The following is a 23,193-nucleotide window of genomic DNA, read 5'->3' as shown; positions in this document are numbered from 1 at the left end:
GATTAAATATCACCTAATTGTGGGCGAATCACTATTTCTTCAACAACAGATTGTGGGGAAAGGTTGTAAGCAGCCCATACAGACTCCGCTACATCCTCAGGCTTCATAAATCTTTCAATAGGTAAATCAACCCCTTCCCAGCTTGCCGTGTAAGTGGCACCAGGCAAAATGGAAGTTACTTTAATCTGATGGGGTTTCATTTCTTCTCTAAGGCATTTCGTCATTCCCAGCATGGCCCATTTGGAAATCGCGTAACTACCTCCATTAGGATAGGCGGTGGTCCCTGCGATTGAACCAATACTGAAAATATGACCTGATTTTCTTTGGATCATATCTTCAATAAAAATTCTGGTCAAATAATAAGCCGAAAAAAGATTGGTATGCATCATCAATTCAAAATTCCCTTCCGGCTCATCGTGAATGGCTCCCGGTAAAAATAAGCCTGTATTATTTACCAAAACGTCTGGCTGAAATTCGGCTTGGACTTTGGAAGCAAAAGCCTTCACTTGATCTTTTTGAGAAAGATCAGCCACTTCTGCTATGACCTTTATCTTAGGGAATTTAGACTCTAACTCCTCTTTTAATCTACGTAAATCTTCCTGATTTCGGGAACATGTGGCGATGTCAAAGCCCTCTTTCGCAAAGCGATGAATGATGGCTTTCCCAATTCCTTTTGTTCCTCCTGTTACCAATATGCTTTTGGGCATTTTTGTTAGTGTTTTAATAGTTAGTATGACAACTATCTAGAGCCAGCAAAGTTACATTTTTTTATCAAAACAGTGCCGTCACTTGCACTCTTCCCACATGAACAATGCGATCCAAGCCTTGGGAATTTCTTCCTTCATATACCATGTTTAGCTGTAAACCTTCTCCAATCTTCTGGAGCCAATTCATGTTCCAGATAATATTGGTTCCAGGAGTCAAAGCCTGCAACATCTCATACCCCACTGGAGAATTGACCACTCCATTATAATCTATCTGGGTCAACTTCAAATTGAAATTCAAGGTGGTCTTGATGGCTCTTGCAAATCGCACATCCAATCCTACCTGATGGTTCTGGGCTTTTTCTTCAAATTCAATATTCGCCTCATTGACCTTATCTGTAAATACATAAGAACCCGTCATTCTCAATTTGACACTGGGCTGCCAAACAAACTCGGGGCCAAGGGATCGCTGCTGGATCTGATAATTTCTATTGGATAAAAAGTCTGAGCTGGAAACTCTTTGACCTGTGGAGCCTAGGATTCGAAGAGTAGTTCTGTTTGTAAAATTATATCGGGTATTCAACTTCCAGTCTTTTTGAATCAAATCTTCAAAGCCTCCCGAGAGTAACTGCTTCAGCTGTGAATCAAACAAGGATAGGTCAAATCCATAAAGTGCAGATGCCCGGTTAAAAAACAAGGATGTTCGAATCACTTGCCTTAATGAAAGAATATCCTCGCGTTGTACTCCTCCGATAAATGGATTGACCCGAACCAAAAAATCCTCTGAAGTCACCTTCTTTTCAATACTTAAGCTACTGGTATTTGAAAAGCGCTGGAGGAAGGATTTAATTCCTCCAGCCTCTTTCCACTCATCCGGAAATTTTGCCTGAACTCTATAATTTAAAAGAGAAGTGTAAGCTTGGATATAGGTATCAGTAGGTACAAAAATTTTAATATACTGTTTCTCCTCTGGATTGATTGCTATGTAAAATTCATTCAACTGCTGAATCCCATCTCCATTATCGTCCCTCCAAGTATGGGTTCCATCTCCATTCGGGGCAGGAATAAAAACAAATTCTCTCTGCAATTCCCGGCCGTTACCGATAGCATAACTCAATTCATTTCTGATGAGATTTTTCCCAAGAGAACCTATATAATCCAGTTTGCCCATGACTGTCAGTTCTCTCGGCAAGGCTCTTTGCAAATATGCTAATTCCCTATAGGTAAAGGTACTTGTCAAGCTGTGCTGATTCCATTGTTTCTGAAAAGTGAAATTAGAAGTAAATGCTTTGGTATCATTCTCCAATACTCCTGAAAAAGGAGCTTTATCTTCTCTCCAAGCGGCATCCAATCGAAACTTTACTCCGAGCGTATCATTGTTTTGAAGGAAAATCAAATGCTCTTTGAAATTCATGGCTGTGCTAATAACAGAATCTGTTTCGCTGACCTTAAGGACATTTTGATCCAAAGAAAACTGGTAGCCAGGCATAAAAATTTTGGATTGGTAAGAGATATTTCCGAGATATCTAATCCATTCAGATTTCGTGGTATACTTTTCACTTTGAAGGCTGAAAAATTCATTTCTGATCTTGATCCTCTCTCCTACTTGGAAATCCCAATTGGCAGTGTGTTGGGTTCCGTTCAATACATTCTGTCGATTTCTAAGGTATACCAGGTAGTTAAATCTATTGGAATCATCCTTTGTAGCAGAAATCCCGACTTGAATAAATCTTTCAGCCGCAGCGCTCTTAAGCTCTTCCTGAGTAATTCCCCAGTCCCGGTCAAACTCTATGTAACGAAAGCGATCTATAAAATTGAAATTGCTGGAATTGTATTCAAATTCAGTCTTCCCGCTCAACTCATATCCCGGTAAGAGTTTGCTTTGTCGTTTGGAAGATTCTAAGCCAAGTTTCCAGGCTATTCCCTGATTATCCTCATTATCAATAGTTGAAAAAAGATTTTTATCTCTGCTGGACAGGGCAAATTCAGTATAGACTTTTTCATGTTCAGTAATTTTGATTCTGGTACCCGCAGTCAACATGCTTCTTTTATCAGGTGCCGGCAACTGACTGACGATGGAATAATTTCCCTGTGGCTGACCATTGAGCCTCGGCACATATTCGAAAACCGTTCCGTTAGATAGCTGATTGGTCCTGATATAATCCCCATTTCCAAAGCCAACTTGTGAAAAAGAAAGATCGAAAAAAGCCTTTTCAGGATCCTTCGAAAACCTGTAATATACAATGGGGTTTCCCTGTCCATCTTCTTCCACTATTTTTTCATATAAAATCCGATTGGGATCAAAAGCCACAGAATCTATCCTCGGTATTCTGGCATTTTCAACCTGATCACCTACACTTGCCAGAAGTGCTAATTCCTCTTGAGAGAAATCAGTGAATAAGGGACGGTTTCTATTATCCTTCTCCTGATAATAGTTCATATAAAAATCTACTGTTCCGTTGGTTTGTAAATGGTTAGCGCCAACTATGGAACGGGAATAATTTCTCTCTGCAAATTCAAAGTCTACACGAACTCTGGAATATTGAGTAATGAGAACTTTTGGAGTAAAAGTGATTTCAGCCTGATTATAATCAATCACATAATCGGCATTAAAGCCTCTTTGGAGCAATTTTCCATCTAAAAACACCCGCTCTGAATTAGCCATGATTATAACAAAGCGCTCATTATTAGGTCCATTTAACCGGTATGGACCTAATACTCCTTCTAATATTGGGACTTGTATAGAAGCGAACTTTCCTTTAGCAATTGAAGCAAATCCCTGGGTACTTGCCTCCCAATTTCCCTTCATCTTATATTGAGTGGTCAGCTGAAGACCTTGAACGTTTTTGTAATAACGAAGAAATTCAGACTGCCTCTGCTGCAAAACCACATCTCCGGCAGCCAAACGAAAATCATTATTATACAGCTCAATCAACACATTATCAAAATCCTGAATTTGCTGCGTATTCCCTTCAGGTTGAAATGGAACATTTTGATCTGTAATACTGGCTCTTATATTCAAGTTTTCAGCAATTTCTCCCTCCAGTTGAAGGTTTAGCGCAGAATTCACAAAAACATTCTGCGTATTCCCTATAGAAACACCCCGAGTCAAACTACCCGACTTATACAAATTTGTACTGGGAAAGAGCTCTTCTCTGATGTCCAAAACCTCATTTTGGATCACCCTATTGTCCCTAAATCTGGCCGTAGAATCATAATTTTGGAGAAGGGTTCTTCTGGCAATGGGTTTGTCAAAGCGAACAGAAAATGTGCGATAACACAGTGTTAGGGAATCAGTAGCTGGAATTACGTCTTCCTTTATACTAATAAAATTTTTGCTGAAATCGAATACGAAAGGATAGATATCGCCTTTTTCATCTTTTAAAACTATGGTTTCTTCAATTCCTGAAAGAGAATCCAACTCCATCCCTTTTTGAAGTTGAGCTACAGGAACCTGCCTACAGATTTGCTGGGCTTTGGAATAAAAATTCCCCAGCAGAAAAAATAGAAGTATAAGCAAGCAACTACGCATCAGAAAACCAGACCCTTTTACTCACAAGGTACTAAAAGCCAACTTATGTGGCTATAGGAAAAGTTAGGTAAAATGTAGTTCCTTTTCCGAAATCAGTTTCAAACCATATTTTTCCTCCGGCTGTTTCCACTCCAGATTTCGCTATGGCAAGCCCCAATCCTGAACCGGTGGATTTGGTACTGAAATTTGGGATAAAGATCTTGTCTCTAAGTTCCTCTGGTATACCTTTTCCATTATCAGAAATCTCCAGAAATACCGCCTGCTCTGTCATCCAAAGCCATACTTTAATCTGTGGAGTTTTTCCCTCTTCCACAGCCTGAACTCCATTGATAATTAAATTAGAAACCACCCTACCAAATAATTTTTCGTCCCCCATTATCGGGATAGTGTCCGTGTAAGAGTCATCCTGGAAAATCAAGTCAACTTTTTCATCATTCTTAAAAAGATCCAAAACTCTTGTTACCACCGCTTTAAAGTTCATGAGCTCATTTTTTGGCAATGGCATCTTGGCAAAGGTGCTGAATGATGAAGCTATTCCACTTAAGGCATCAACTTGATGAATGAGGGTTTCCAGAGACTTTCGGAGTTTTTGCAAATCATCCAATCTTCCAGCCTCCTCCAATCTCAGCAAATGCTGCAAAGTCAGCTTCATAGGAGTTAAGGGGTTCTTGATTTCATGCGCAACTTGCTTGGCCATTTCCCTCCAGGCAGACTCTTTCTCTGTAGATGCCAACACCTTTTTACTGGCTTCCAGCTTGAAAAGCATGTTGTTATATTCATTGACCAAAAGACCGATTTCATCCTTTGCATCCCAATGCATAGGTTCGTTATTCTCCAAGTTGGTGGTTTTCAACTTTTGGGTCAGAAGTCTAAAAGGGAAGGTCAAGTTTTTGGAAACGAAGAAGGAAACAACCAAAAAGACAATGAAAATAATCACAAACGTGTTGAAAATATTACTCAACACATCTGCAATCAGGGTGTTCAGTTCCGCCTCAGACTCAAAAAACGGAACTCCCAATATCGCGGAAATCCCTTGTCCAGTGGCAGTAGGAATAGCCAAATAAACAGACTTGTATCTAAGCTTTCCAATCTGTTCTTCAGCCAAAAACTGAAGTTGATTTTTTTCAATGATTTCGGAAATAGCTTCCGGATTAATCTTCGGGGCCAGCAATTTTTTATCAAAAATATTAGGTCGATTGGTGGACTCCAGCTTGCCTTCTGAATTGTACAAATGAATGTCAGCGGCAATAGTATTCGCCAAGGTGACAACCTCCTCATTCAGCAAATCCTGATTTACCTGACTAAGTGAACGATCCCCAAGAAAACTGGAAAGATTCCCACGAATCAAAGCAGCCTTCTGTATATACTGCCTATCCAAGTCCTCCCTGTAACTATTCGCCAAAAGCCCTATTGTGATGATGGAAATGATGATAATTGGAAAAAAGAAGGCAAAGTTGAGGTAAAGCTGAAGCTTGGTAGAATAATTAAACTCAAAATTCTTTCTTCCCTTAATCAGTACATTGGTCAAAATGGTGAAAAAAGTCAAAAAGATGAATACAACGAAATAGAGAGATATATTCCCGAAGAAGTAGGAAAAAGGCCTGTTTTCCGAGGATATCACAATTACTTCTTCCCCATTTGACACCGCGAAATGATGGTAGCCATTGGCATGAATACCCGAACCCATCAGTTTGGACTCATCCAGTCTTGCCAGCAAATCCGAATTGGAATAGTTAAAAGAACCGGCATTTCGGATGATCTCTCCCTCTCTGAAAATAGCATAATCAAATCTGACTGGATCTAATTTTTCACTGTATTTTTTATCTAGAAGTAATTTAGGATATACAGAGCCAGGCTGAACTCTTAGTTGCCTCAATTCCAGAAATAAGGTCCCGAGTAAATTTTCATCGCGCTGAATTGGAATGAAGGCAATAAATTGATTCCCCATATTTCCCTCCGAGCCTCTGATAAAGTAGAGTCCTTTGAGACTGGTTACATAGTCTGATTTGACATATTGATCTCTTAGCCTATTGAGTGATCTATTATCTGGCGAATTGATTAAGTCTTGTCCATTGGGAGAAAACAGTCTGACACGGACATCAAACTGATCAAAGTAATTATCCAAATAGATACGCCTGATTTTAGTCTCGATGGGATCTTTGGATAATAAAGGGTCTGCCAGTCTATTTTGAATGAATAAGTCGGATTGAATGCGGCTGAAAATTTCTCCCAAGAAAAATTCAGTCATCACATCGCTTTCTATGAGGTTTTGATTGGCAAAGCGAACTTTGGATTGGATCAATTGCTCTCTTTCTGTTTGAAAAGTACTGATACCCGCAATCCCGGCAGTGATCAAACAGCCAAAGAAAAAAGTCAAAAAGGTATTAAGTCCCAGTCTGAAAATATTTCTGAAAAGCTCAAATTTGATAACCAAAAAGAGGAAGATCAGGTGTATAAACCAGGCCACTCCCAACCAAGTAGACAAGAATAAAGCTAATAATCCTATGGGAAGTCCTGCAACTAATAGGTATTTGAAATAAATTTTCTTGGGTGCATTGAGCTCCAACAACAAACTTCCCAGAGAAAGACAGAATAGCACATAGATAGCCGACCAGAGAAAAACAATCAAAAAGCTCAGTCCCTCAAAAATCCCAAACGTAGGGATGGCCTCAATATCCAATGGCCATTGAGAATTTAGAATTAGATCTCTTGGTAATTCCCAAACCAGATAAAAACCTAAGGCTGAAATCAGGAAAACTATCCCAAAGAATATTCTCAGTTCTTGTTTCGTTTGAAGTATGGTAATCTTCTCATGGGTACGAGGAGATACCAGCTGATATAAAATCATGCCCGATACAGCCACTCCAAAAACCGTATTGATTAATAAATCTCCTAAACTGGGGTTTAACCAGGACGCGGCATAATAACTTGGGTCAAAAAGGGCAATATTGAAATACTCTCCGGGAAATCCCAGAATTAGCATAACCAGTCGAAATGCCAAAACTACCAGAATCCCATATCCTACTCCTTGCCATCTTCTTCCTTTCCTCCATTTTTTCAATACAAAATCTGAACTGAGCAGAAAATAAAGCAAGAAAATAGAAGTGAAAAAGATAAAGACAGCGGGGTTTGAAATCCGTCCTGCCGATTGATAGCCGATCTGAAAATCAATCCCGAAAATCGGGACACCCGCTAGATTACTGACTTGATGATTTGCTTCCTCTCCTATTGGTTTTAGGATAAATTTATCATTCCCAAAAAGCCTGGAATTTGCTCCGGTTACTAAATAGTCATTTTCAATAGATCCCGGCCAGACCAGACGAAACGCATGAACCACCAAATAAGACTTACCATTTCGACTGATCTTTCTGTTTTTAAGTAAAAACTTTCCATAAGGATCTTCCAGTAGCTGATACTCTTTGTTTTCATCTACCTGATCAAAGTTTAAGGTAAAGGTGAAATCCGACCAGAATAATAGCTGCTTTTCAGGATTGAGAATAAAAAATGGATGATTATTTGCCGAAGAACTGATCCGGTCAAAAGTAATTTCCTCGTCAGGTCTGATAACCATTAAGATTTGGACAAAATCCTCATCAAACTCCCTGTCAATTTGTTGAATTTCTTCTTCCAGCACAGTAATGAAGCTTTCTTCATCACTTTTTTGAAAGAAAAAGAAATTCAGGATTAAAACAGCAAGGAGAGAAAAACTGCTGATCAAGATAATCAGCCTGCGAACGTTTGAGCTCATTTGGTCTAAAAATAAAAAAAGCAAAGTCCTTGATCAAACTTTGCTTCTTTAAATGCTTATCTAAGTGCGAGTTTTGACTTTCTTTTTTTGGCGGCTCTATACCAAAGAATACCTATTACGGTAGCAATGAGATAGGGCATGACAAAAAGATATAAAATCCCGGTATTCAAACCAGAACCAATACTCGTATCACCATTACTTACGTTATTCTCTACAGAGGCTCTACACATAGCGCATTGCGCAAAAGAATTGACTTGCACTAGTAAGAATGCCAATACTGTAAATAATAAAGTTTTCAACTTCTTCATCTTAACTCCTTTCAATTTTCAATAGTATCAGTGAATATAATAAGGGCTTATCATCAAATAGACGATTACACCTGTCACTGAAACGTACAACCAAATCGGATAGGCAAATTTAACCACTTTTCTGTGCTTTTCCCTTTGGTTGGTATATCCATAGTAATAAGCGAAAAGAATAGGAAAAAGTGCCACTGCAGCCAGAATAATATGGGTTATCAGTAAGAAATAATAGACAGGTCTAACCCATCCTTCCCCTCCAAAAGAGGTGCTTTCGGCAGCTCCGTGATATATCACGTAAGAAACCAGGAAAATTGCTCCTAATCCAAATGCTACGCTCATGGTCGCTCCATGGTAGGAATACATTTTCTTCTTGACAAATATAAGCCCTAAAATCAAGGCCAAACTTGCAGCGGAATTCATTACTGCATTCAAATGAGGTAGAAAATAAACCCATTCTGCGCCAATATTTACCTTACTAGGCATAAATAGCAAAACAGCTACGGCTACGGGGATCAGAACGGAAATAACAATGATCCAATTTTTGACTTTTGCTTCATTTTGAAGCAGGGAATTACTTGTTGCCATGCAATAAGACTTTGGTTTCTAACATTAACAAATCTACGTCCTCTCTGTTCGTGCCACTATAATATCCTCTGATTCTTCCCAGCTCATCAACGAGTACAAATTTATCACTATGCACGAAATCATCCGGAACACCCATGCCGTCTAGAGCTGGTAAAATAAAACCACATCTTGCAAGCTGATAGGTCTCATCCACCGGACCAGAGAGAAATTGCCATTTATCGGAAGTAGCGTTGTGCTTTTGAGCATATTCTTGTAGGATTTCGGGAGTATCATACTCAGGGTCAATACTAATTGACATGATCTGAACTCGAGGTTCTTCCCGAAACATATCATTGACACGTTCCATTTCCTTAGACATCACTGGGCAAATACTTGGGCAAGAAGTAAAGAAAAAATCAACAATAGTGATTTTCCCTTCCATGTCTTTCCTTCCTACATTATCCCCATCCTGATTTACAAAAGTAAATTCAGGAATATAGTGCTGAGTGCTATCCTCAAAGGTGCATTCTCGGAAGGGATTCTCTACCCCATTTTGGTAAAAGATTGGCAAATCATACTCGTTGTTTCCAAATCCTCTCAAAAACATGATGATCAGCACGGGTATCAATAAGATACATACCAATACCAAGCCTTGTAATATTCTTAATCCTCTCATGATATGCTTTTAACAAAAAAGTAGGTTGAAGTGTCACACCCCAACCTACTTTTTTTAATTATTTTAAAAGAATTCTACCAACGCATCATAAAGATGTCTGATCCTTCTTTTGCCAAGGCAATTAATAACCAAACTAGGAAGATCAAAGGCACAATGATAGAGTAAAACAAAGGCTTCACTTCGTCACCCAAGTGCATAAATTCCATCATGATATACTTGGCTTTCCAGATTGTCAGGATGATGAATAAAGCATAAAGCAAAATTCCTCTATCCATAGTAAATGCCATGATAAACTCAGCAACTGTTATCGCTAAAAGTATACCTGCAGTTTTCCAGATCTTTTTTATTTTCTCGTCATTTCTTGGGGTTACTTCCAAGGTTGACTTGTTATCCTGAATTTCCATATTACAAGAATTTTAAATGCTTAGATTAGATAGAACAAGGTAAACACGAAGACCCATACCAAGTCTACAAAGTGCCAGTAAAGTCCAATTTTTTCAACCATTTCATAATGGCCTCTTCTATCATACACTCCCACTGCAGCCTGATAAAAGCAAAGGAAAAGAAGTACAACACCAATAGTTACGTGAAAACCATGGAAACCGGTTATGAAGAAAAACAATTGAGCGAAAGAGGCTGGTCCATATTCATTCACCACCAAGTTTGCCCCAAAGACAGTTTCTGTAACTTGTCTATTTAAAGAGTTGACATAAGTAAGGACAGTTCCTCCATCTGTACCATGGATAAAGTGATTCCACTCCCATGCCTGACATGCAAGGAAAGTAATACCACCCAACATAGTCCAAAGCATCCATTTTACTACATCATTTCTATCATTTCTGTGTCCTGCTTCTACAGCCAATACCATGGTAACTGAGCTGGAAATCAAAATGAAAGTCATGATACCTACGAAAACCAATGGAGCATGAATTCCATGTAGAAATGGAACAGCTTCGAATACCAATTCAGGAACTGGCCAGTATTCGTTAGATCCTACAAAGGTGTCAGCAGGACCTGTATAAGCTGGATAACTTACACGGATTGCTAAGTAGCTGATCAAAAAAGCAGCAAAGGTAAAGATGTCGGAGAGCAAGAAAAACCACATCATCAGTTTTCCATAGCTGGCTTTAAGAGGTTCGTTTCCACCTCCCCAAACGCCTCTTTTAGAGCTTACTCCAATTGCAGTAGAATGCGCAGACATAATTAATTTATTTGTACCAGGTTAATTTTAATGATTCAATAGCAAAAACATAAAGAGATAAATCCACAAACCTCCGAGGAAATGCCAATAGGTAGTGGCCATCTCCATAGTATTCATTGATTGTGAATGAACTTTATATCTAAAGGTCGAAATTAATACAATAATCAGAAATATCACACCGCTAATAAGGTGTAAGGCGTGTAATCCGGTAAATACATATAGAAAGGAGCCTGCAGGATTACCTACAAAAAACACTTCTCTATCTACCAGAGCAACCCAGCTATACCATTGACCTACCAAAAAGGCTAGCCCTAGGACAACTGCACCCACCATACCTATTCGAAGCTGAGAAATATTATCTTTCTTGGCTGAGATATAAGCAAAATGAAGGAAAACTGAGCTTAATACTACAATTCCAGAAGTAACCCAAAATATATTAGGCAATTCATAATCCAGCCAATTTCCTTCTGCTTGACGTACGATGTAGGCACTGGTCAAAGCAGCAAAAATCATCACCACAGTAACCATAAACAGCCACAATGCAAACTTCTTTGGATGCATTGAGATTGGCTGTTCAACCATATCTACATATTTCAATTCTTTTTCCATCATTAAGGTAGTTTATCCAATAGATACGCAATCTGAACAATTGGCAAATAAAGGAATGACCCAAACATGATCTTCAAAGCAGACTTTCTAGAACAGTCCCTCATTAATGAAAAGGTCTGAGCTAAGAACAATACGCCACAGATAGTTGCCACAATCCCGGAATTCAAACCAGTCAAACCAAAATAGCTTGGCAATAAACCGAGAGGAAGCAAAAACAAGGTGTATATCATGATTTGAATAGCTGTATTCAAATCCTGTCCTCCACCGCTTGGCAACAACTTAAAGCCTGCTTTCTTATAATCTTCATCACTTACCCAAGCAATTGCCCAAAAATGAGGGAACTGCCAGATAAATTGAATACCGAAAATAATTAGCGCTTCATAAGTAATTTGTCCTGTAGCTGCAGTCCATCCTAATAAAGGGGGCATGGCTCCAGGAATAGCTCCTACGAATACTGCGATAGGACCAACTTTTTTCAAAGGAGTATAAGCAAATACATAAAGCACCATGCTTAATATTCCTAACCAAGTGGTCAATGGATTAGTGAAAATCCAAAGCAAAGAAACACCTATTATTGCCACCATTGTGGTGAACCAATAGGCTTCTTTAAGAGAAATAATCTGTAAGGGTAAAGGTCGGTTTTGGGTTCGCTTCATCAACTTATCCAAATCCCGCTCCATGATTTCGTTAGCAGCGCCTGAGGCACCTGAAATCAGGAATCCACCTAAAGCTAATCCCAAAAAGCCAGACCAGCCAAAGCTTGCTCCTCTATCGCCTAGGATATAACCAAAGACTGCAGAGAAAGTCACCAAAGCTGACAATCTGAATTTCAGTAGATCAGAGTAGGCTTTCAGACGTCCAACTAGGACATCCATTATCGAATGGTCAGTTACACCAACTGTCCTCATTTTCAATTTGTATTTAACTTAAGCTGAACATGGTCTCTCAACTGCAAAATCAGAATAAACTGAACTCCTACAATCAGAGATCCAAGTAATAAGTGTATAGGCTGAAGAAAGGCGGGAATACCGAAATATGCCATACCAATCCCGGAAGCAATTTCAAGTAAAATCAATAGGATAAGCACCTGAGACCATAAGTTTACCTGGGACTTTCTAAGGGTGTATTTAAACGCCCAAAAGAAATAAAGCAAATGCACTCCCAATAGTACAAGCGAGAAAGATCTGTGAATCAGGAACTCTATTCCTGACCTTTCAATCCATTCCTCTCTTAACATATTTCCCAGACTAGCGGCAACCTGATCAATTTGTTCTCGCACCTGAGTTCCCAAAATAACTTGAGCAAACATCAGGATAATTCCAAGGATCAAAATCCATCTGAGTTTAGATGGAACTTGAAACAAATCGGCTTTTGTCCTAATCAAATCAACTGCTCTATGATTGATGTACAGAAGTAAACCAACCAACAGCAAAGCCAAGATCATATGAAAGGTTATCATCCAAATCAGCAAATTGGTAGAGACAACCAACGAACCTATCCATCCCTGAAATAAAACAAGTATCAAGGATGCAATAGAGAGTATCGGAATCCACTTATCTACCGACCACAATTTGAAGGATTTCCAAACTGTGAAAATGATTAAGAAACCAATCAATACTCCAATCAGACGATTGATGTATTCAATCCAAGTTTTAGTAGCATTGAACTCCTCTTCTACTAAAATGGATTTATCATTGGCCACTTGATAAGCTGCTTTTTCAAAGCCTAATTTTTCAAGGGTTGCTACAAACCGTTCGTTTTTAGCTAATCTTTTTTCAAGATAAATCTCTTGATAATTTTTTGGGAGCTGATCTACCGAAGTTGGTGGTATCACGCTCCCAAAACATTTCGGCCAATCAGGACAACCCATTCCGGAACCTGTGCTCCGAACTATGCCCCCGACCAATATCAGGAAATAAACAGCTATCACCGTAATTAAACTAGTTCGGCGAAAGCTGTTAATTTTATTTTTAGTGTTTAGATTCATTGGCAACCAAGACCTCAGATTCCTCTTTCATAATTTCCATTTCAAGCTTCACTTGCTCTTGCTCGTGAGGCAGGTTGGACTCAGGAGTCGCGGAAAGAGGTACAGTCTGAGGGATGAAATCCTCAGGTGCTCCTGGCTTAGAATAATCATAAGGCCATCTGTACACCGTAGGAATTTCTCCTGGCCAGTTTCCGTGACCTGGATTAATTGGAGTGGTCCACTCAAGTGTATTAGATCTCCATGGGTTAAGCGTAGCTTTTCTACCTCTGTACATGCTGTAGAAGAAGTTAAAGAGGAAGATAAACTGGGCTGAGAAGGTAATAATAGCTGCTACAGATACAAACATGTTCAAATCAGTATACATGTTAGTAAACTCAAAGTTAGTCCAGCTGTAGTATCTTCTTGGGAATCCAGCAATACCGATGTAGTGCATTGGGAAGAATACCATGTAAACACCCACAAATGTTAACCAGAAATGGATATAACCCAATCTTGCATCCATCATTCTTCCAAACATCTTAGGGAACCAGTGGTAAACACCCGCTAGCAATCCAAAGAAGGAGGCAGATCCCATTACCAAGTGGAAGTGAGCAACTACGAAATATGTATCATGCAATTGAATGTCAATAGCGGAGTTTCCTAAGAAAATACCAGTCAAACCACCGGAAATGAAGAAGGAAACCAAACCAATTGAGAACAACATAGCTGGAGTAAAGATCAAATTACCTCTCCATAATGTTGTCAAGTAGTTAAATACTTTTACCGCAGAAGGAACTGCAATAATCAAAGTCAAGAACATAAAGATCGAACCCAAGAATGGATTCATACCTGATACGAACATGTGGTGAGCCCAAACTATAAATGATAGAATGGTAATCCCCAACATGGATATAATCATTGCCTTGTAACCGAAGATTGGCTTTCTGGAGTTAGTTGCTATAACTTCAGAAGTAATACCCAATGCAGGTAGCAATACGATATATACCTCAGGGTGACCTAAGAACCAGAACAAGTGCTGATACAATACTGGGCTACCACCTGTGTTTGGTAGCGCTTCACCACCGATATAAATGTCAGATAAGTAAAAGGATGTTCCAAAGCTTCTATCAAACACTAGCAATAGAGCCGCTGCAAATAATACAGGGAAAGATAGTAATCCAATAACTGCTGTTAGGAAGAAAGCCCAAATAGTCAAAGGAAGCCTTGAGAAAGACATACCTTTTGTTCTAAGGTTAATTACAGTTGTAATATAGTTGATACCTCCTAGTAGAGACGAAGCAATAAAGAATGTCATTGCAATCAACCATAGAGTCATACCCAATCCAGAACCAGGAATCGCCTGCTCTAATGCTGATAGAGGAGGGTATACTACCCAACCACCACCTGCCGGACCGGTTTTAATGAATAGGGAGATAAACATGATAACACTGGACATGAAGAAGAACCAGTAAGAAAGCATGTTCATAAACCCTGAAGCCATATCTCTAGCTCCAATTTGAAGAGGAATCAGGAAATTGGAGAATGTACCGCTCAAACCTGCAGTCAATACAAAGAATACCATGATGGTACCATGCATTGTCACTAAAGCAAGGTAGAAGGTAGGATCCAAAGCACCCGATTCATCAATCCATCCACCCAATAGAGGGCGAAGGAACTCTAAATTCATTTCAGGAAATCCTAATTGCAATCTGAATAGGATGGAAAGAAATCCACCAATAATTGCCCAGAAAATACCTGTTACCAAGAATTGCTTACCGATCATTTTATGATCAGTAGAGAAAATGTATTTGGTTACAAAATTATCATGATGCTCGTGATCGTGATGATCATGGGCCGTGTCATGAGTTGCAACTGACGCTGTAGCCATAGTTTATAATTTTGTGTTTTTGTTCGCTTATTGAATTTCTGCCAGTTCTTTCACATCAGACTCTAATCCTTTTGCTAAAGCAGGATTATTTTGAATGAAAGATTTCTGTTCCGATAACCACTTCTGGTAGGCCGCTGGCTCTACCACCTCTATCACTTTTCTCATCCCATTGTGACCTCGACCGCAGATTTCAGTACAAGCGATCTCATAGTTAAACTCAGGATTACCTAATTCCTCCCTCATTTCAGCAGTTGTTTTGGTTGGCACAAACCAAAATCTGGTTGGCATACCCGGCACTGCATCCATTTTCAATCTCATATGAGGAGCGAAAACTGAGTGAAGCACATCTCTTGCTCTGATTTTGAACAATACTGGCTCTCCCTTCGGAATTACTACTACCGGAGAAGGAAAATCATCGATTGAATTTTTATCAGAGAAATCAACACCATGAGAGTTTTGAGCACTAGTTAATCTGTAATCATAATCTCCCAAAACATTATCCTTTCCAGCATACCTTACATCCCAAGCAAACTGATAACCCATGATTTCAATTACATGAGCTTTTTCAGGCGCAGGAGCAGTGATATCAGACCAAGCCATCCATCCAGAAATAACCAAACCAGCCAAAACTACCCCCGGAACAACAGTCCAAATGATTTCAAGCTTGTTGTTGTCAGGATAGAACGTAGCTTTTCTGCTCTCCTTATACTGATACTTGTAAGGGAAGATAAACAGAAGAACGTGCGTAATCAGAAAAACGACTCCGGTTACCGCCATGGTAATCCAGAATAATTGATCTGTAATCACACCGTGCTCAGAAGCAACTGGAAGCTGATAATTATCAAATTCTTTGATAGAATACCAGAACATCAAAATTCCTGTACCAAGCAGAAACAATACGAATAAGATCGCATTGACTTTATTACTGCCTGTCGCAATTTTTTTGTCTGATCCTTTTACTACTGAAACCAAGGTTTGGATTCTATATACCATCCAGATGATGGATAGTAGCAAAAGAACCCCAACTGCAATAAGAAATCCGTACATATTTAAATCTTTTCGGCTTTAATTAAATGTGATGATGATAGCTCTCCTCAAGCATTGGGTGATTTTTAGGAAGAAGATTTCCTTTGGCCAAGCCTCCTAACACAACCAACGCCACCGCTGAACCATATACGAGAAGCATTCCTACTTCCATGAAACCAATTCCTCCATTATGACCTAGCGTACCCGGCTGAACCATCAGGAAGAAATCTACCCAATGACCAACCAATAATAGCGTACAAACTAACTTAAGGAAGACTCCATGACGTTTTGCATCTCTTGTCATTAAAACTAAGAATGGAAGGACAAAGTTCATCCCGATGTTTACGAAAATGAACGGTCCATACACGTCACTTGACAGTCTCTCAACAAAGTAAACTGTTTCTTCAGGTATGTTGGCATAATAGATCAAAAGGAACTGCGAAAACCACAAATAAGTCCAGAAAATGGAGAAGCCAAAAACAAACTTTCCAAGATCATGGATATGGTTTTCATTGACCATTTCCAGATATCCTTTTCCTTTCAAGAAAATAGTCAAAAGTGTGATTGCAGAAAGTCCTGCAACAAACCAGGATGCAAACACATACCAGCCGAAAAGAGTAGAGAACCAGTGAGTGTCAATTGACATTACCCAGTCCCATGCGGAAACAGAAGAAGAAACCGCAAAGAAAACCAAGAAATAAGCAGACCAGCTTCTCATTTTAAACCAATGAGAATCTCCGCCTAATTGATCTTCCGCTGCAGCTATTTTCTTAAACTTGTTGAAGAAGAAAACCCAGAATCCGAAGAAGATAACCATTCTAGCAATGTAGAAAATTGGGAAAGTTCCTTTTTCCATTGGCCAGAAAAAGAATGCACCTTTTCCATCGATAATTGAATCATATTCCGGAGAATTAGGATCGAACAACTCTGCATGCCACCAATGGAACAAATTATGTCCCATTAGGAAAAAACTAGCGATCATAATCAATGCAGCATATGGCAACCAGTTACCAAAAGATAACATTACCCTAGTGATAGGAGCTGACCAACCTGCTTGAGCTGCATATTGAATAGCAAAGAAGAAAACACCAACGATGGCAATACCTGTGAAATACACATTATTGATCCAAACGTTTGCGAACAACCTTTCATACCAGTGAAATGCATGGCCTGTTGCCTCTGCTCCTTCTTCAGCATGACCACCACCGGCCATTGCCATCACAATACCAATTACAAGTAAAGCAGCACCAATTCCCAAAATAGTCAACAAAGACTTTTTGATGCCCGCGTTGAAATCAAATTTTTGATCCAAATTATAGTTCTGTACGTCGTGAGCCATGATTACTGCTTCTGAATTACTTGTTTAACATAGTGAACGATCTTCCATCGGTTTTCAGTAGTAATCTGAGAACCATGGGCTCCCATTCTACCTTTACCTTTGGTAATTACGTGGAAAATATGGCCTTCTGGAAGATCGATGTAAGCTCCACCTTTTAGGTTAGCCACACCACCGATAATCTCACCAACTTTTCCGTCACCTTCTCCACCTTTACCATGGCAGGAAGAACAATATTGCTGAAATAGAACTTCTCCCTCTTTCAAAATTGGATCAGAAAGCTCAATTGGATTTTCAATCAAAGCTGCTTCTTCCAATTCAAACTGCTTCAGTCTATGAGGCAGAAATCCATTCTTATTTCTTGGAACAGTACCTTCTACTGGCTCTCTCATATTCATATTATGAGGATTGTAGACGTTACTGTTGAAGAACTCACCCTTTTCATCTTCACGGGTAGATAACCATTTACCCTGCTCTTCATCAGTAATCTGAGTAAGAGGCTCATATGCTACAGAGTGATACATTTGAGGGGCATATTCCAATCCCTGATTGTCTCCTCCAGCTCTACAGCCAAAGAAAGCGAGGGCAGATACTCCCAAAATACTTAGTGTTTTAGCAATCTTCATATTTCCAGAATTACTATTCAAAACTTTTATTATTTACCTCTGTAGCACCTGAGGACTTAAGGATTTCCTTAATTTTCTCCACTTCCATGCTACTGTTATTAGCGATGTCGATAGCCATCACATGCTTGTCATCAGTGATTCTGACATCGAAAATTCTAGGCTGAGCCCAAGGCTTCAAATTTGAGCTCACCATAAATACTCCAACCATTCCAAAAGCAGCAAGTAATACTGTCATTTCGAAGGAAACAGGTATAAAATCAGGGAAAGCTGCAAAGTCTTTACCACCAATAATCATAGGCCAATCAAACTTCATCATGTAAAACTGCATGGTCAAAGCCAAGCTAGTTCCCAACATTCCAAATAGGAATGCTGCTATAGGTAGTCTGCTTCTTTTGTAGCCTAATACATGCTCTAATCCGTGAACAGGATAAGGAGAGTAAACTTCATGGATTTTTACTCCAGTGGATCTTACTTCTTTAACCGCATGGAGAAGGACATCTTCGTCCTCGTACACTCCAAGAATAAAATGTGTATCTCTTTCCATGATTATTTAGCAGCTTTTTCAGATGATGATTTCAATACTGACTTTACCTCAGCCATGTTGATTACCGGGAAAAACTTCGCAAATAGGAAGAACAGGGTAAAGAACAATCCGAAGGTGAACAAATATACTCCCACATCAGCCCAGGTTGGATAGAACATAGCCCAAGAGGATGGAAGATAATCCCTGTGTAGGGAAGTAACGATAATTACAAATCGCTCAAACCACATTCCGATGTTTACTACCAAAGAAAGAAGGAAGGTAGCGACAATGGAAGTTCTGATTTTCTTGAACCAGAAAAGTTGAGGAGAAATCACGTTACAAGTCATCATAGACCAGTAAGCCCACCAGTAAGGTCCGGTAGCTCTGTTGATAAATGCATATTGCTCAGCCTCAACTCCAGAATACCAAGCGATAAAGAATTCTGTGATATAAGCGATACCCACGATGGAACCTGTAATGATGATTACAATATTCATCAATTCAATGTGACCCATGGTGATATAATCTTCCAATTTGAAAACCTTTCTGGTAATAATCATCAAGGTCAATACCATCGCGAAACCGGAGAAAATCGCACCGGCAACGAAGTATGGAGGGAAGATGGTAGTATGCCATCCAGGAATAACTGAAGTAGCAAAGTCAAAGGATACGATAGTGTGTACAGAAAGTACCAAAGGAGTAGCCAAACCTGCCAAAATCAAGGATACAGATTCGTATCTCATCCAAGTTTTTGCAGCACCATCCCAACCAAATGAAAGCGCACCATAAATTGTTTTTCTCAATCCAGTAGCTCTGTCACGGATCGTTGCGAAATCAGGAATCAAGCCAATGTACCAGAATACTAATGATACAGAGAAATAAGTCGAAATCGCAAACACGTCCCAAAGCAATGGGGAGTTGAAGTTTACCCAAAGTGAACCAAAGGTATTTGGCAATGGAAGGGCCCAATAAGCACCTAACCAAGGTCTACCCATGTGAATCACCGGGAACATCGCAGCACAGATAACCGCGAAAATTGTCATCGCTTCAGCAGCTCTGTTAATGGATGTTCTCCACTTCTGTCTGAAAAGTAACAATACGGCTGAAATCAAAGTACCGGCGTGACCGATACCAACCCACCACACGAAATTGGTGATATCCCAAGCCCAACCGATGGTTTTGTTCAAACCCCACATTCCAATTCCCTCCCAGAGGGTGGCAATGAGGGCAATTGATCCTAAAGCCAACACGCCTGCAGCTGTAAGGAAGGCCAAGAACCAAGCTAAAGATGGTTTGCCCTCCACCTGACGTGACACATCATGTGTAACATCATGGTAGGTTTTGCCTCCGGTAACTAACGGCTGACGTACGGATGAAGTAACCTGCATAGTTTATAAAATTATGATTACGCTTCGTTTTTCTCTTTATTTCTGATTTTGGTGAAGTACCAAACGTTTGGACTTACGTTGATCTCCTCCAATACGTGATAAGCTCTTTCTTCATTCACTTCCTTCAATGCTGAAGTAGTGTTTTCTTCGATTTTCAAGAGCTTAGAAACTCGGCTGTTTGGATCATTCATATCACCAAATACCAAAGCATCAGTAGGACAAGCTGTAGCACAAGCTACATTGATTTCTCCATCCTGAATTTTACGCTTCTCACGCTTAGCTGCCAATTTACCAGCTTGGATACGCTGCACACACATGGAGCATTTTTCCATTACACCACGTACACGAACAGTCACGTCCGGATTCAACACCATCTTACCCAAATCATCGTTTTGAGCAACATTAACTCCAGCGAAGTCTTTGTTATCATGATATTTAAACCAGTTGAATCGACGTACTTTATAAGGACAGTTGTTAGCACAATATCTTGTACCGATACATCTGTTATAAGTCATTTGATTCAATCCTTCAGAGGAGTGAGTGGTCGCAGCTACCGGGCATACAGTCTCACAAGGAGCGTTGTTACACTGCTGACACATCATAGGCTGGAAGGTTACCTCAGGGTTTTCTGAAGCTTTCTCCATTCCATCCAAATCATCAGCCGGAGCATCTGAAGAATAATAGCGGTCAATTCTGATCCAAGCCATTTCTCTTCTGTTCAACACTTCTTGCTTTCCTACAACTGCCACGTTGTTTTCAACCTGACAAGCTACAGAACATGCAGAACATCCTATACAGGAGTTCATGTCAATAGCAAGACCCCAGTGATGCTGGCTATATTTATGACCACTCCAAAGAGAGATCTTAGATGGTTTTACAAATTCACCATCCTTATAAATTTCAGGCTCATATCTTCCTGCTTTAGGATTTTCCTTGTACTCCCCTAAAGTAGCTTCCTGGATCACGTTTTCACGTCCCATGAAAGTCTGGTGTGTCTGAGTTCTCGCGATCTTATAAGAATCACCAGTTACAGCCACTTCTACACCTGAAGTAATATCGAAATTCACAAAGCCTGCAGAAGCATCCAATAGTTCGTAAGCATTCACACCTACTCCATTGGCAACTCTACCTGCTTTTGTTCTACCATATCCTAAAGCCAATCCGAAGGTACCTTCAGCTTGACCTGGTTGGATCAAGATTGGAAGAATAAGTGATTTACCATTGACTGTGATAGAAGCTTTCTTAGTGTTTTCTTCCACCATGGTCACTCCGTTTTCGGATGCCCATTTCTGAGAAACAGTCAAATAGTTATCCCAAGTAGCTTTTGTGATTGGATCTGGAGTTTCCTGCAACCAAGGGTTGTTAGCGAAAGTACCATTACCAATAGCAACTTTAGAATAAACCACCAATTCAGCACCTGCGTTATCTGCGTTGTAAGCTTTGGCTACAGCGGCAGCTGCACTTGCAACATCTCCAACAGGAGCTAAAGCAGTACCAGCCTTTTCTACAGCATATACTCCATTGAAAAGTGCTCTATCCCAGAATTCCTGGAAAGAACCTGCATTTTCAGCAGTGGCATACATTTCTGTCTGCCAGTTTTGCTGCAAGAAATCGTAATAATTGGTTGTAGAACCAGCCCAAGTCAAGAAAGAATCCTGAGCCTGACGAGTGTCAAACAAAGGAGAAATTGTAGGCTGAGAAAGTGAGAAATGACCCAACTTAGGTTGGAAGTCATTCCAAGACTCCAAATAATGATGATCAGGAGCAATATACTGTACCAAGGAAGCTGTTTCATCCATAGTGCCGTTGGTCGCCAAGCTAACTCTTGCTTTAGCAATACCTTCAGCGATTTCAGTACCTCTTGCATGATCGTAAACCGGGTTACAGTTGTAGAAAATAACTCCACCAACCTGTCCAGCTTTCAATTCATTTACAAATTGGTTCATTCTAGCATCGTCTCCCTTTCTGAAATAAACAGGCGAAGAGAAATCTACTGTTGAACCATTATTTCCAAGCAATTCGTTGATTGCGTTGATTACTATTTGAACATTTGGATCATTAGATCCAGAAACTACTAAAGAAGCACCCCTACTAGCCCAAAGATCATTAGCTGCTTTGTCGAGGTGAGCAACTTCCACTGCAGGAGCAGAGACAGGAGCTACACCTGCTTTCTTTGCAATGGCATTATATAATGCCAAAACAGCCAAACCACTTTGAGAAGCTTTGATCGGAGTTCTGTAATCCGCATTCGCACCAGTTAGAGTCAAATTAGACTCAAATTGATAATGACGGGACATTTCCGGCTTCTCTTTGCTGATTTTTCTTGTTTTACCATATTGTCCAGCAAATTCGATTGGGGAAATCCATGTACCTAGGAAGTCAGCTCCGAAGGAAACGATGGTTTTAGCCTTATCAAAAGAATAAGATGGAAGCACTGCAGCACCGTAGAAGGTTTCAGCAGCTTTAGTAATACCATAATTGGAAAGTGGATCATACATGATCACTTCAGCTCCTCCGAATGCATCAGCAAATTGCTGCATCGCTTTCATAGTAGAAGGAGAAAGAATGGTATTGGAAACAATTTTTACCGAACCTGCACTTGCTAGTTTGCTTTTTACTTCAGCATCAAGCGCAGCCCAGTCGGTTTTTTGACCGTTGGCATAAGGTCCTGCCAATCGCTCTTTATCATAAAGAGAAAGTACAGAAGCTTCAACAATGGCATTTACCTTACCTTTATTAATAGGAGAAAGCTCGTTTCCATCAATTTTGATAGGACGACCTTCTCTTGTTTTTACTACTACAGAAGCATAATCACCTCCGGAAGCAAAAGTAGATGCGTAATAATTTGGAATGGAAGGGTTAACGTCAACCGGCTTATTCACATAAGGAATAGCTTTTCGAACAGGAGCTTCACAGGCAGCCAAAGAAGCTGCGGCCAAGCTGAATCCCATCAATTTTAGAAAATCCCTTCTGGAAGCACTGCCATCCTCGCCCAATGCGGAAGGAAGCTCGGGAAATTCCCGGTCGGCATGCTTTACAAACTCTGGATCGTTGTTGAGCTGCTCAAGCCCTTTCCAGTATGTTTTTTTAGTTTCCTTCATTTT

At 39.9% G+C, this 23,193-nt stretch carries 18 protein-coding genes; all 18 read right to left on the bottom strand.

What is annotated here, in order from left to right; genetic code table 11:
- Positions 1-2 precede the first annotated feature (2 nt).
- On the bottom strand, positions 3-707 hold the full coding sequence (locus BM073_RS14555) for an SDR family oxidoreductase (RefSeq protein WP_091655058.1): 705 nt from the start codon (positions 705-707) through the stop codon (positions 3-5).
- A gap of 64 nt (positions 708-771) precedes the next feature.
- Positions 772-4,236, bottom strand: a complete 3,465-nt coding sequence (locus BM073_RS14550; protein WP_091655057.1) for a DUF8818 domain-containing protein — start codon at positions 4,234-4,236, stop codon at positions 772-774.
- Positions 4,237-4,279: 43 nt separating this feature from the next.
- The gene (locus tag BM073_RS14545) at positions 4,280-7,984 is read right to left on the bottom strand and encodes an ATP-binding protein (protein ID WP_091655056.1); all 3,705 of its coding nucleotides are present in this window, start codon (positions 7,982-7,984) and stop codon (positions 4,280-4,282) included.
- Between the two features lie 56 nt (positions 7,985-8,040).
- A complete protein-coding gene (locus tag BM073_RS14540; protein WP_091655121.1) occupies positions 8,041-8,292 on the bottom strand; it encodes a CAMCR motif-containing small membrane protein in 252 nt (83 codons plus the stop codon).
- Between the two features lie 27 nt (positions 8,293-8,319).
- Positions 8,320-8,871: a DUF420 domain-containing protein gene (locus tag BM073_RS14535; protein ID WP_091655055.1), complete on the bottom strand. Its 552-nt coding sequence runs from the start codon at positions 8,869-8,871 to the stop codon at positions 8,320-8,322.
- Positions 8,858-9,526: an SCO family protein gene (locus BM073_RS14530; RefSeq protein WP_091655054.1), complete on the bottom strand. Its 669-nt coding sequence runs from the start codon at positions 9,524-9,526 to the stop codon at positions 8,858-8,860. The genes BM073_RS14535 and BM073_RS14530 overlap by 14 nt, the downstream gene beginning before the upstream one ends.
- A 74-nt stretch (positions 9,527-9,600) precedes the next feature.
- Positions 9,601-9,930 carry a cytochrome C oxidase subunit IV family protein gene (locus BM073_RS14525; protein WP_091655053.1) on the bottom strand — a complete coding sequence of 110 codons (330 nt, stop codon included), beginning with the start codon at positions 9,928-9,930 and terminating at the stop codon, positions 9,601-9,603.
- 20 nt (positions 9,931-9,950) lie between these two features.
- Positions 9,951-10,727 carry a cytochrome c oxidase subunit 3 gene (locus BM073_RS14520; protein ID WP_091655052.1) on the bottom strand — a complete coding sequence of 259 codons (777 nt, stop codon included), beginning with the start codon at positions 10,725-10,727 and terminating at the stop codon, positions 9,951-9,953.
- Between the two features lie 27 nt (positions 10,728-10,754).
- Positions 10,755-11,336, bottom strand: coding sequence for a cytochrome c oxidase subunit 3 (locus BM073_RS14515; RefSeq protein WP_091655120.1), 582 nt, complete (start codon positions 11,334-11,336; stop codon positions 10,755-10,757).
- 2 nt (positions 11,337-11,338) lie between these two features.
- A complete protein-coding gene (gene cyoE / locus BM073_RS14510) occupies positions 11,339-12,244 on the bottom strand; it encodes a heme o synthase (protein ID WP_091655051.1) in 906 nt (301 codons plus the stop codon).
- Positions 12,245-12,246: 2 nt separating this feature from the next.
- The gene (locus BM073_RS14505; protein ID WP_091655050.1) at positions 12,247-13,323 is read right to left on the bottom strand and encodes a COX15/CtaA family protein; all 1,077 of its coding nucleotides are present in this window, start codon (positions 13,321-13,323) and stop codon (positions 12,247-12,249) included.
- Positions 13,307-15,190 (bottom strand): cytochrome c oxidase subunit I, encoded by a 1,884-nt coding sequence (locus tag BM073_RS14500; RefSeq protein ID WP_091655049.1) that lies wholly within the window; start codon positions 15,188-15,190, stop codon positions 13,307-13,309. The genes BM073_RS14505 and BM073_RS14500 overlap by 17 nt, the downstream gene beginning before the upstream one ends.
- A 27-nt stretch (positions 15,191-15,217) precedes the next feature.
- Entirely contained in the window at positions 15,218-16,237 is a 1,020-nt protein-coding gene (locus tag BM073_RS14495; RefSeq protein ID WP_091655048.1) for a cytochrome c oxidase subunit II, read from the bottom strand.
- Positions 16,238-16,259: 22 nt separating this feature from the next.
- Entirely contained in the window at positions 16,260-17,555 is a 1,296-nt protein-coding gene (locus BM073_RS14490) for a quinol:cytochrome C oxidoreductase (protein ID WP_091655047.1), read from the bottom strand.
- 2 nt (positions 17,556-17,557) lie between these two features.
- Positions 17,558-18,178 (bottom strand): c-type cytochrome, encoded by a 621-nt coding sequence (locus tag BM073_RS14485; RefSeq protein WP_091655046.1) that lies wholly within the window; start codon positions 18,176-18,178, stop codon positions 17,558-17,560.
- 13 nt (positions 18,179-18,191) lie between these two features.
- Positions 18,192-18,722 carry a DUF3341 domain-containing protein gene (locus BM073_RS14480; RefSeq protein WP_091655045.1) on the bottom strand — a complete coding sequence of 177 codons (531 nt, stop codon included), beginning with the start codon at positions 18,720-18,722 and terminating at the stop codon, positions 18,192-18,194.
- Between the two features lie 2 nt (positions 18,723-18,724).
- Entirely contained in the window at positions 18,725-20,089 is a 1,365-nt protein-coding gene (nrfD, locus tag BM073_RS14475) for an NrfD/PsrC family molybdoenzyme membrane anchor subunit (RefSeq protein WP_091655044.1), read from the bottom strand.
- A gap of 17 nt (positions 20,090-20,106) precedes the next feature.
- The gene (locus tag BM073_RS14470; RefSeq protein ID WP_091655043.1) at positions 20,107-23,190 is read right to left on the bottom strand and encodes a TAT-variant-translocated molybdopterin oxidoreductase; all 3,084 of its coding nucleotides are present in this window, start codon (positions 23,188-23,190) and stop codon (positions 20,107-20,109) included.
- Positions 23,191-23,193: the final 3 nt, after the last annotated feature.

Origin of the sequence: Algoriphagus ornithinivorans (genome assembly GCF_900115305.1) — a bacterium.
Taxonomy (GTDB): domain Bacteria; phylum Bacteroidota; class Bacteroidia; order Cytophagales; family Cyclobacteriaceae; genus Algoriphagus; species Algoriphagus ornithinivorans.
This window is presented reverse-complemented; position numbering and strand designations above follow the sequence as displayed.

Coding starts and splice junctions, on each gene's coding strand:
- BM073_RS14555 (WP_091655058.1), bottom strand. CDS start 707: ATGCCCAAAAGCATATTGGTAACAGGAGGAACAAAAGGAATTGGGAAA.
- BM073_RS14550 (WP_091655057.1), bottom strand. CDS start 4,236: ATGCGTAGTTGCTTGCTTATACTTCTATTTTTTCTGCTGGGGAATTTT.
- BM073_RS14545 (WP_091655056.1), bottom strand. CDS start 7,984: ATGAGCTCAAACGTTCGCAGGCTGATTATCTTGATCAGCAGTTTTTCT.
- BM073_RS14540 (WP_091655121.1), bottom strand. CDS start 8,292: ATGAAGAAGTTGAAAACTTTATTATTTACAGTATTGGCATTCTTACTA.
- BM073_RS14535 (WP_091655055.1), bottom strand. CDS start 8,871: ATGGCAACAAGTAATTCCCTGCTTCAAAATGAAGCAAAAGTCAAAAAT.
- BM073_RS14530 (WP_091655054.1), bottom strand. CDS start 9,526: ATGAGAGGATTAAGAATATTACAAGGCTTGGTATTGGTATGTATCTTA.
- BM073_RS14525 (WP_091655053.1), bottom strand. CDS start 9,930: ATGGAAATTCAGGATAACAAGTCAACCTTGGAAGTAACCCCAAGAAAT.
- BM073_RS14520 (WP_091655052.1), bottom strand. CDS start 10,727: ATGTCTGCGCATTCTACTGCAATTGGAGTAAGCTCTAAAAGAGGCGTT.
- BM073_RS14515 (WP_091655120.1), bottom strand. CDS start 11,336: ATGGAAAAAGAATTGAAATATGTAGATATGGTTGAACAGCCAATCTCA.
- cyoE (WP_091655051.1), bottom strand. CDS start 12,244: ATGAGGACAGTTGGTGTAACTGACCATTCGATAATGGATGTCCTAGTT.
- BM073_RS14505 (WP_091655050.1), bottom strand. CDS start 13,323: ATGAATCTAAACACTAAAAATAAAATTAACAGCTTTCGCCGAACTAGT.
- BM073_RS14500 (WP_091655049.1), bottom strand. CDS start 15,190: ATGGCTACAGCGTCAGTTGCAACTCATGACACGGCCCATGATCATCAC.
- BM073_RS14495 (WP_091655048.1), bottom strand. CDS start 16,237: ATGTACGGATTTCTTATTGCAGTTGGGGTTCTTTTGCTACTATCCATC.
- BM073_RS14490 (WP_091655047.1), bottom strand. CDS start 17,555: ATGGCTCACGACGTACAGAACTATAATTTGGATCAAAAATTTGATTTC.
- BM073_RS14485 (WP_091655046.1), bottom strand. CDS start 18,178: ATGAAGATTGCTAAAACACTAAGTATTTTGGGAGTATCTGCCCTCGCT.
- BM073_RS14480 (WP_091655045.1), bottom strand. CDS start 18,722: ATGGAAAGAGATACACATTTTATTCTTGGAGTGTACGAGGACGAAGAT.
- nrfD (WP_091655044.1), bottom strand. CDS start 20,089: ATGCAGGTTACTTCATCCGTACGTCAGCCGTTAGTTACCGGAGGCAAA.
- BM073_RS14470 (WP_091655043.1), bottom strand. CDS start 23,190: ATGAAGGAAACTAAAAAAACATACTGGAAAGGGCTTGAGCAGCTCAAC.